The organism is Pseudomonas sp., from assembly GCF_050739935.1.
In the GTDB taxonomy this organism is placed as follows: domain Bacteria; phylum Pseudomonadota; class Gammaproteobacteria; order Pseudomonadales; family Pseudomonadaceae; genus Aquipseudomonas.
In genome coordinates, this window is the sequence record NZ_JBOICF010000112.1 from 1 (window position 1) to 9445 (window position 9445).

Consider the following 9445-nt stretch of genomic DNA (forward strand, 5'->3'; position numbering starts at 1 on the left):
CGCCAGCAAGCCGGCTCCTACAATGGCAGCGTTCGCCAGAAGGATTGATCGCGTTTGTCAGAAGGTCATCGTTGAGCGCTAGATAACCCCCGCGCCGCCAGATTGCGAAACAACGCCCCCACCCCAAACGTCCACGGCTTCGCTTGGCTGCTGTGGGTCACCTCATTGTGCAAACCGCCGAGCAGGCGACTGCTGATGCTGACCTCATCCCCCAGCTTGTGCGTAAAGCCGCCGCCAACGTGATCGCGGTCTTCGGTGGGGGCGAAGAGGGTGCCCAGGTACAGCAAAAAACCGTCCGGGTATTGATGGTTCTCGTTGAGCGTCTGCGCGGCGATGTCTTCCGGGTCGCGACTGATCTGCGACATCGAGCTCGAGCCCTTCATCACGTAACCGTCGCTGCCTTTGACCTGCAAATCGACGACACAATTGCGCACGTCGTCCATCGAAAACGTCTTGTCGAACAGCCGAATGAACGGCCCTATCGCGCACGAGGCGTTGTTGTCCTTGGCCTTGCTCAATAGCAGCGCGCTGCGCCCTTCGAAGTCACGCAGGTTGACGTCGTTGCCCAAGGTGGCGCCATGAATGTGACCGCGACTGTTGACCGCCAGCACCACTTCCGGCTCGGGGTTATTCCATTCCGACTTCGGATGAATGCCGATCTGGCTGCCGCTGCCGACCGCCGCAAGTACCGGCGCCTTGGTGAAGATTTCGGCATCAGGGCCGATGCCGACTTCCAGATATTGCGACCACATCTTCTGCTCGATCAGCAGCGCCTTGAGTTTGCTCGCCTGTTCGGAGCCTGGCTTGATGCTGCGCAGGTTATCGCCGATGGCGTTGTGCACGATGGCGCGCACGCTTTCGGCCTTGGCGGGATCGCCTGCGGCTTGTTCCTCAATCACCCGCTCGATCATGCTCGCCGCGAAAGTCACACCTGCTGCCTTGATCACTTGCAGATCGGCAGGCGCCAGCAAGAAAGCTTTGCTGGTGTCGGGGCTGGCGTTCGAGTTGGCCAATAGCGCTTCGACGCTAGTAATCAATGTGCCCTGAGTTTCTCGCACCGCCTGTAGAGGCGACTCGGATTCCAACAGTTCGCTCAGGGTCGCAAAGCGCTCGGAAAGGTCGAACACTCCGTCGCTGCGCAGCACCACCGGCGATGGCCCACCCACTTTGCCGGGGACCCAGGCGCGGCCAATCAAGGTGCCGCTCAGGCCATCGGCGGGCAGGGTGTTTTCGGGGGTAAGTTGAATAGGCATGGGGCAGTCCTCGAAGGTTCTTGTGCTTTTGCTACCGACCCTAATCAGCGAGGGCGATAAACTCCAATGACATCTGCTCAATTATCGATAACACTGAGTTATCGAAAATTGAGGCTGCCCCATGTCCGATATTTCCTTCTCGACGGTCTGTAACTGGCTCAAATTCAAACATCTGGTGCTCATCGATACCCTGTCGCGAACCCGCAACATGCACGCTGCCGCGCTGCACATGAACCTTAGTCAGCCGGCCGTGAGCAAGATGCTGCGAGAGATCGAACGCTTGCTAGGCTTCGATCTGTTCGAGCGTTTACCGCGCAACATGCCGCCGACCGCCTTGGGTGAGCACGTGGTGCGCTATGCGCAAATTGCCTTGAACGACGCCAACAAGTTCGTCGATCAGATCAGCAGCCTGCGTGAAGGCGGCCATGGTTTCCTCAAAGTCGGTGCGATCTTTGCGGCCACGGCAGTGGTGTTGCCGGACGCAATCGTGCAGCTGAAAAAGCGCTGGCCGTTGTTGTCCATCGAGATTGTCGAGCAGACCAGCGACCACCTGATGAAAATGCTCGACGACAAGAAACTCGACCTGGCCGTGGCCCGCTATACCGACGAAGACCAGCAGAAGGTCTATGACTTTCAAGCGCTGGCGCCGGAGCCGTTCTGCATGGTGGTCAATAGCCGCCACCCGCTGACCGAACTTGACGAAACGCCACTACGGGAACTGGGCAACTGGCCGTGGATTCTCTATCCGGTGGGCACCCCGATTCGCGCCCGCATGGAGCAGGCTTTCGCCATGGCGGGCATCTCCACGCCGACGAACACCATCGACACCATCTCGATGCAGACCTTCCTGCAAGTGCTGCAATCCGGCCCGATGATCGCCATGCTGCCCGCCTCGATGGCCCAGCCTCATCTGGAAAGCGGCCTGCTCAGTGTGCTCAACACCCCGTTAAAACTGGCGCCGCAGGATTACGGAATCCTTACCCGAAAAGGCGAGCCATTGCTGGGGGCGGCGTCGGAGTTTGCCGAGATACTGCTGGCGAATGCGCAGCAAACCCGTAACGCATAGCCCCGTCTGGTCTCGAACTGGGAATGAGCGTGCTCCCGAATGCTGAGTTTCTACCGCTGGAGATGTGGCGGATGCACTTACCTTTTCGCGAACAATCTCATCCCCACCGGGGCCCGCCGTAAAGCGCAGATCCAATTTGAATCAGCCTTGGTCTGCTGCCATCGCCATCCGCGATGGCGGGCTCGCCAATGCCTGATATACGCGCCCGATTACCGCTCCTAACATCGCCCGCACATGCCCTGTCGCTTCCGCGAAATGAAAGGAGAGCCCATGAAAAACTTTCGAATCGGCCAGATCGTCCCGAGCTCCAACACCACCATGGAGACCGAAATCCCGGCGATGCTGACCTCACGTTACTCGCTGTTCCCCGAAGAGCATTTCACTTTCCACTCTTCGCGCATGCGCATGATGCACGTCAGCCCCGAGGAGCTGAAAAAGATGGACATCGACAGCGACCGCTGCGCTCTGGAGCTGAGCGATGCGCGGGTGGATGTCATGGCTTACGCCTGCCTGGTGGCGATCATGTGCCAAGGCGCGGGGTACCACAAAATCTCCCAAGAGCGCCTAGGCAACACCGTCGCCGGCAACAAGTCAAACGCCCCGGTGCTGAGCTCGGCCGGCGCGCTGATCGACAGCCTGCAGATGCTCGACTACAAGAAAGTCTCGATCATCACCCCATACATGAAGCCGCTGACCCAACAGGTCATCGACTATATCGAAGCGGCCGGTATCGAAGTCGTCGACTCGATCAGCCTGCAAGTGTCCGACAACCTCGAAGTCGGTCGTCTGGACCCGATGAATCTGGTGGCCCACGCCGACAAGCTCAATATCGGGCAGGCCGATGGCGTGGTGCTGTCGTGCTGCGTACAAATGCCTTCGCTTCCTGCGATCCAGGTCGTACAGGATCGCCTCGACAAACCGGTGCTGTCGGCGTCCGTCGCCACGGTCTACCAGATGCTGAAAACCCTCGGCCTCAAGGCCCAGGTGCCAAACGCCGGTCATCTGTTGTCCGGCGCATTCTGAGCCCATCCGTGACGAGGTACTATGGCCGCCACTCAGGCCAAAGCCCGGTACCTCACATGAAGCTCGACCCCGTCTCGCTGCGCCTGTTCGTCAGTGTTGTCGAAGAAGGCACCATCGCCGCCGCCGCCAAACGTGAACACATCGCAGCGGCGGCGGTGAGCAAGCGCCTCAGCGAGCTGGAAGAACTGCTCGACTCCAAGTTGCTCAACCGCACCAACAAAGGCATCACGCCCACCGATGCCGGGCTGTCGTTGCTGTTCATGGCCCGCAGCGCACTGAACAACCTCAACGAAATCGTCGTGCAGATGCGCGACTACTCCCACGGCCGTCGGGGTTCGGTAAACATTCTGGCCAACATCTCGGCCATTACCCAATTCATGCCCGGCCTGATCGCCTCATTCATCGCGCAATATCCGCTGATCAACATCAGTCTCGAAGAACAACAAAGCCTGGCAATCACCAAAGCCGTCGCCGAAAACCGCGCCGACATTGGCATCTTCACCCGCCTGCCACACGGCGCCGACATCGAAGTCTTTCCGTTCCGCAGCGATCGACTGGTGTTGCTTGTGCCTAACGATCACCCGTTGGCCGAGCGCGAAAGCATCACCTTCAACGAAACCCTCGACCACCCCTACGTGACGCTGCGCAGCGGCACCCACCTCAACTTCCAGCTGATCAAAGCCGCCAATGACCTCGGCCGCTCCCTGAAAATCCGCATGCAAGTCTCCAGCTACGATGCCCTGTGCCTGATGGTTCAGGCCGGCGTCGGCATCGGCATCATGCCCGAGGGAAGCGTTGAGATTTACACGCTCAAGGGCGCCAAAGCGGTGCAGTTGAATGAAGCGTGGGCCAGCCGCGAGCTCAGCGTTTGCGTGAGATCGCGGGAAGGGTTGTCCATGGCGGCAGGGCTGTTTCTTGAGCATTTGCTGGCGGGATGACTGCTTGCTTTGTGATGCTTTCAGGCTGCAAAAAACGACATGCAGGAAGTTTCTGATGCCGGTGGTCTGCAATCTCTTCCGTGCACGCGAATAATTTGCCGGCTATTGGGTAGTTATATTTTTTGCTCTCGATGAGCAAGGGTCGCCGCCCTATGGTGTTGAGGGCGTTGGGGCTTAAAAACGCTGCGAAAGGCCACAAGACGGTCTATTTAGGGCTTTGGCTTCGAAAGTCGGAGCCGTAAAAAGCGACTCAGTCAATACAATGCCACTCAAGCGTAGTGGGACGCATTGCTTACTTCTTCCAAGCGTGGGCACTGTTCGAAGGGCCAGTTGAATGCCCAGTGACTTCCATTGTTGAAACTTTGGATCCTAACTGGCTGTCTGGTGCCGTTAGCTCACCGCGCTAATCTGACGGCAATTGTGCTCAGGAATACCGATCAGTTTACCTACCCCGACACCTCAGCATCGGCACCGCAGCGCTTTCGGCAAGCCCATCGTAGCGCAGTTGAAACGGCGTCTACCAACAGTCACGGGACAGGCCTTTTGTCCGCTGATTTATGTGTGCCTATATGGCGTCGTGCTATCATCGGTCTAATTATTGACGCCTTTTTTTTGTCGTTCCTGCCAAGTTTTTAAAATTATCCACTGAGCTGCGATATTGGAGTGCCATGGACAGTTACCCCGCAAAGCTTTTCAGCGCCCTCGTCGATCAAATCGAGATGGGAATAGTGGTATTGGATGCCGATCTTTGCATTCAAGGCTGGAATGACTACATCAGCCAGCGCAGCGGGAGCGATTTGGAAGGAGCGATCGGTCGTCCGTTCATTGAGGTTTTTCCAAGCACTGATTCCGAATCCTTTGCGGGTATGGTTGATATGGCGCGTAAGCGGGGCAAGCATATTTATAACCACTGGCTGCAACGCGCTCCGCTCGTTCGCCTGAACCCCAAGGAAGAAGGCGATAAACAGCCACTACAAAGTACCTTGTTTTTTCCCTTCGAAGAGTCTTCAGGGCAGCGCTCTTATGGCTTGGTAATGTATGACACGAGCACTGTTGCACAATCGAACAAGTACCTGGATGCCGCCCTGACAGCGCTAGCCAATGAACAGCATGAACAGACTCAATTGCTACACCAGTTGGAAACCGCGAGTTCGCAACTGCTGCAGTCGGAAAAGCTGGCGGCGATTGGTCAACTGGCGGCCGGGGTCGCGCATGAAATCAATAACCCTATCGGTTATGTATTTTCTAACCTCAACTCGCTCAGCGGGTATGTCAATGATTTACTGAAAATTATCGATGCCGTCGATGAGGTGGGTAGCTTGGATGAGTTGCGCCAGATCAAACGCAGCCTTGAGTACGACTATATTCGGAGCGACGTGGGGGAGCTGATCAGCGAATCAGAAGATGGTCTGGATAGGGTCAAGCGAATTATCGGCGCGCTCAAGGACTTTTCTTATATCGATGAGGAAGAATTTCGCCCTGCTGACCTGCATCGAGGTCTGGAGACCACCCTCAACGTGGTCAACAACGAGTTGAAATACAAGGCTGAGGTCGTCAAGGAGTACGGTGAGCTTCCAGAGCTCGAATGCATTCTTTCCCAGGTCAACCAGGTCGTCATGAACCTTTTGGTCAATGCCGCACATGCCATCGAACAGTTCGGCCGTATCACGCTGCGCACCGGCTGCGATCAGACTTATGTGTGGTTTGAAGTCGAGGACTCGGGTGCGGGTATTGATCCCAAAGTACTCAATCGCATTTTCGAACCGTTTTTCACGACCAAGCCCGTGGGAAAAGGCACAGGCTTGGGATTAGCGCTGTCATACAACATCGTTCAAAAACACAATGGTCGAATCGAGGTGCGCAGTGAAGCCGGGGCGGGCGCTACCTTTCGAGTCTATTTGCCTATCTTCCAACCTTCTAAAAAGCCACTTCCAGGTACCCCGAAATAATGAACAACGTTGAGCTTGATGCCGCCATTACGTTGCTTTTGGTCGACGACGAAGAAAACATTCTCCATAGCCTGCGCCGGGTTCTGCGTAGCGAGCCTTATACGGTGCTGACGGCCAGTAGCGGCGAAGCGGCGTTGGATATCTTGAGGCGGCAGGAAGTCAACATGGTTATATCCGACGCTCGGATGCCAGGCATGAACGGCGCCACGTTGCTGTCCAAAGTCCAACAGGGCTGGCCCGAATGCCTGCGAATTTTACTGACGGGTTATGCCGACCTGACGATAACGATCAAAGCGATTAACGAAGGGCAGATTTACCGTTACATCAGCAAGCCTTGGGATGCCGAAGAGCTGCGCGTGATTATTAGGCAGGCGTTGGCGTTTCAGCATTCCGAGAGTGAGCGCAAGCGCCTGGAGCAGGTTACGCACCAACAGAACCAGCAACTTCAGGAGCTGAATGCCACGTTGGAGCGGCGAGTCAAAGACCGCACCGCGGAGTTACAACAGACTGCCGACATGCTTGACCTAGCCTATTCCGAGCTGCGCAAGAGCTACGTCACGGCCACCGAGGTGTTCGCCAGCGCGGTGGCTCAACGTTTAAGCAAGGAGCGACATACCAATACGCAAGTCATAGCGCTGGTAAAAGCGTATGCCGAATCTCATCAACTGGATGAACTAACCTGCAGCAACCTGGCCATGGCAGGCGCTCTTTACAATATCGGCAAGCTGGCTTGGAGCGATCAGTTGCTTGGTCGATCGACCGACCGCCTTTACAAGGAAGAACGCGACAGTTACCAGAATTATCCCGTTGTCGGCGAAAGCCTGCTCATGGCCTTGGAGCCTGTGCAGGACGCCGCCCGCTTGATACGCCATCATCAGGAACGGTGGGACGGCAAGGGCTTCCCGGACCGCTTGGCCGCTGAAAAAATTCCATTCGGCTCGCGACTGCTCAAGCTGGCAGTGGACTTCGTTGAGCTCCAGCGCGGCCTAATCTTGGAGCGCAGCCTCAGCCGAGATGAAGCCTTGCTGCTCATCAAGCAATACAGCGGCAAATTTTATGATCCCCAGCTTTGCGAGCGTTTCATTCACCTGTGCACCACCCTGGCGCCCGACCTCGCCATTGCCGATGACACCATCCTGGCAATGGAGACACGCCGTTTGGAGCCCGATATGGTGCTGGCGCGTAGCCTCCATGCCAAGAGTGGCATGTTGTTGCTTAACGAAGGCAAACAGCTGAGCCGCGCATTGATCGATAAATTGATAGCGTTCGAGGCCTCTGAAGAGGCGCGATATACTCTGTTCGTACGAAAGCCGTGAGCATTCGGGCGGTGCAGGGCCATTTTGAGGTTCAGTCAATGAAGCAAGCGATTACAGGTGCGGGCAGCTGTGCGCCGCACGAACGGGGCGACGCTGGGAATGGCTGAATATGCCCCCCTTGAGCGAAAGCTTACCCTCAAAGTGGTGTACTACGGCCCGGCATTAAGTGGCAAGACCACTAACTTGATGCAGTTGCATACTTTATTGCGTCCACAGCGAAAGGGCCAACTCATGGTTCTTGAAACCCGCGACGACCGTACATTGTTCTTCGATGTACTGCCTGTTGGGCTTCGCACCTCGTCCGGCCTGGACCTACGGCTGAAAATCTATACCGTGCCCGGTCAGGTTCAACATGACAGCACGCGCAAGGCGGTTCTATCACGCGCCGATGGCGTGATCTTCGTTGCCGATTCACAACCCCAGCAACAGGACAATAATGCCAGCTCATTCGAGAACCTGGCCGATAACCTACAAAAGTTAGGCATGGACATCGAAAGCGTTGCTCTGGTGGTCCAGTTCAACAAGCGCGACATGCCTAATGCGATAGCGCAAAGCGAGTTGCAGGCCCGTTGGTCAAAAACCCGCTGGGCGCCTGTCCTCATGGCCTCGGCCTTGAACGGCCAGGGGGTGGTGGAAAGCTTTCGTCTGGTACTCCAGCGGCTCTACGCGCAACTGGATACCCACTATGGGTTGGCCGCGAACGAGGGCCTGACGCGCGAGGAATTCGTGCGCCAGCTCAGTATTCTCGATGGGGAATATAATGCTTAGATTCGAGGATGATCCAACGCTGGATGAGCTGCTCAGTCCCGAGCGGCAGGCGCAGCTTTCGGGGCTGTTGAGCGCACTGGCGGGCTGCACGTTTACGCTGCAAGCGAAAGCCAGCACTGGCGCCGAACCGGTTGAATTCAATCTGGAGACTGTTGGTTGGCTAAGCGACGATCGAGCCGGTGCATTGCAGTTTCCGGCGGCGCGCCTGCTGGAATTTGTACTGTATTACGTGGGCAAATATCGATTGGCAGCCAGCCTGCACCACGACACCATGCAGGCCAACTATGTCGATCTGCAACGCCAGCACGCGGCACTTCAAGCATCTGAGGCGCGGTACAGAAATCTTTCCGAACAGCTGCAAAGGCGGGTCAACGAACAAGTCAAGGTGATAGAGCTCGCGCAGCAGCAGCTCTATGAAAGCGCTCGCCTAAGGGCCATCGGCCAATTGGCTGCGGGGGTTGCCCATGAAATCAATAATCCTATCGGCTTTATCAGCAGCAACCTGCGAGTGGGTAGCGAATACCTGGACGCACTCTGCGTCAAACTGTCGAGTGACGCGGATACCGAGCTGGTCATGACAGACTTCCGCGCGCTGCTGGAGGAGTCGATCAGCGGCGCTCGGCGCATCGCCACAATCGTTACGGATCTCAAGACCTTTACCAACATTGACCAAAATGACTTTGTCCCCTGCGATCTCAATGCCCTTATCGCGTCGACCTGTCACCTGCTGGAAGCCGAAAACAGGCATGTTTGGACCATCGAACAGACCCTGGGCGAAATGCCACAACTGGCCTGCTATCCCGCGAAAATCTCCCAGGCTCTGTACAACGTCCTGGACAATGCAGTGAAGTCGCTGGGTGACTCTGGCAATGTCAGGGTCACAAGCTTCCAGACAGCGCATGACGAACTGCATGTAGTGGTTGAGGACAATGGCTGCGGCATCGCCGAAAAAGACCTGGAGCAGTTATTCGACCCCTTCTTCACCACGCGCCCTGTAGGCTCGGGAACGGGCCTGGGGCTGAGCGTGGCGCGCAATATCATGGTCGCTCATCAGGGCGCAATCAGTGTACGCAGTCAGGTTGGCTCGGGCACTCAGGTAACACTGCGCTTTTTATGTCGTTGAGGAGGCGCA

At 56.7% G+C, this 9445-nt stretch carries 8 protein-coding genes; 7 read left to right on the forward strand and 1 reads right to left on the reverse strand.

Features of this window, described 5'->3' with window-relative positions; all coding sequences use genetic code 11:
- Nucleotides 1-65: 65 nt before the first annotated feature.
- Nucleotides 66-1253: a fumarylacetoacetate hydrolase family protein gene (locus ACRER8_RS22415; RefSeq protein ID WP_431748375.1), complete on the reverse strand. Its 1188-nt coding sequence runs from the start codon at nt 1251-1253 to the stop codon at nt 66-68.
- 121 nt (nt 1254-1374) lie between these two features.
- Between ACRER8_RS22415 and ACRER8_RS22420 the strand changes: the two genes are divergently transcribed.
- From ACRER8_RS22420 to ACRER8_RS22450, 7 genes are all read left to right on the forward strand, one after another.
- Nucleotides 1375-2319, forward strand: coding sequence for a LysR family transcriptional regulator (locus ACRER8_RS22420; protein WP_431748376.1), 945 nt, complete (start codon nt 1375-1377; stop codon nt 2317-2319).
- Nucleotides 2320-2589: 270 nt separating this feature from the next.
- Nucleotides 2590-3342, forward strand: coding sequence for a maleate cis-trans isomerase family protein (locus ACRER8_RS22425; protein WP_431748377.1), 753 nt, complete (start codon nt 2590-2592; stop codon nt 3340-3342).
- Nucleotides 3343-3398: 56 nt separating this feature from the next.
- Nucleotides 3399-4280 carry a LysR family transcriptional regulator gene (locus tag ACRER8_RS22430; protein WP_431748378.1) on the forward strand — a complete coding sequence of 294 codons (882 nt, stop codon included), beginning with the start codon at nt 3399-3401 and terminating at the stop codon, nt 4278-4280.
- A 668-nt stretch (nt 4281-4948) separates the two neighbouring features.
- Nucleotides 4949-6229 carry an ATP-binding protein gene (locus tag ACRER8_RS22435; RefSeq protein WP_431748379.1) on the forward strand — a complete coding sequence of 427 codons (1281 nt, stop codon included), beginning with the start codon at nt 4949-4951 and terminating at the stop codon, nt 6227-6229.
- Nucleotides 6229-7545 (forward strand): HD domain-containing phosphohydrolase, encoded by a 1317-nt coding sequence (locus ACRER8_RS22440; protein WP_431748380.1) that lies wholly within the window; start codon nt 6229-6231, stop codon nt 7543-7545. Before ACRER8_RS22435 ends, ACRER8_RS22440 begins: the two co-directional genes overlap by 1 nt.
- Nucleotides 7546-7614: 69 nt before the next feature.
- Complete coding sequence (locus ACRER8_RS22445) at nt 7615-8313, forward strand: GTP-binding protein (protein WP_431748381.1); 699 nt, start codon at nt 7615-7617, stop codon at nt 8311-8313.
- A gap of 67 nt (nt 8314-8380) precedes the next feature.
- On the forward strand, nt 8381-9436 hold the full coding sequence (locus tag ACRER8_RS22450) for a sensor histidine kinase (protein ID WP_431748382.1): 1056 nt from the start codon (nt 8381-8383) through the stop codon (nt 9434-9436).
- Nucleotides 9437-9445: the final 9 nt, after the last annotated feature.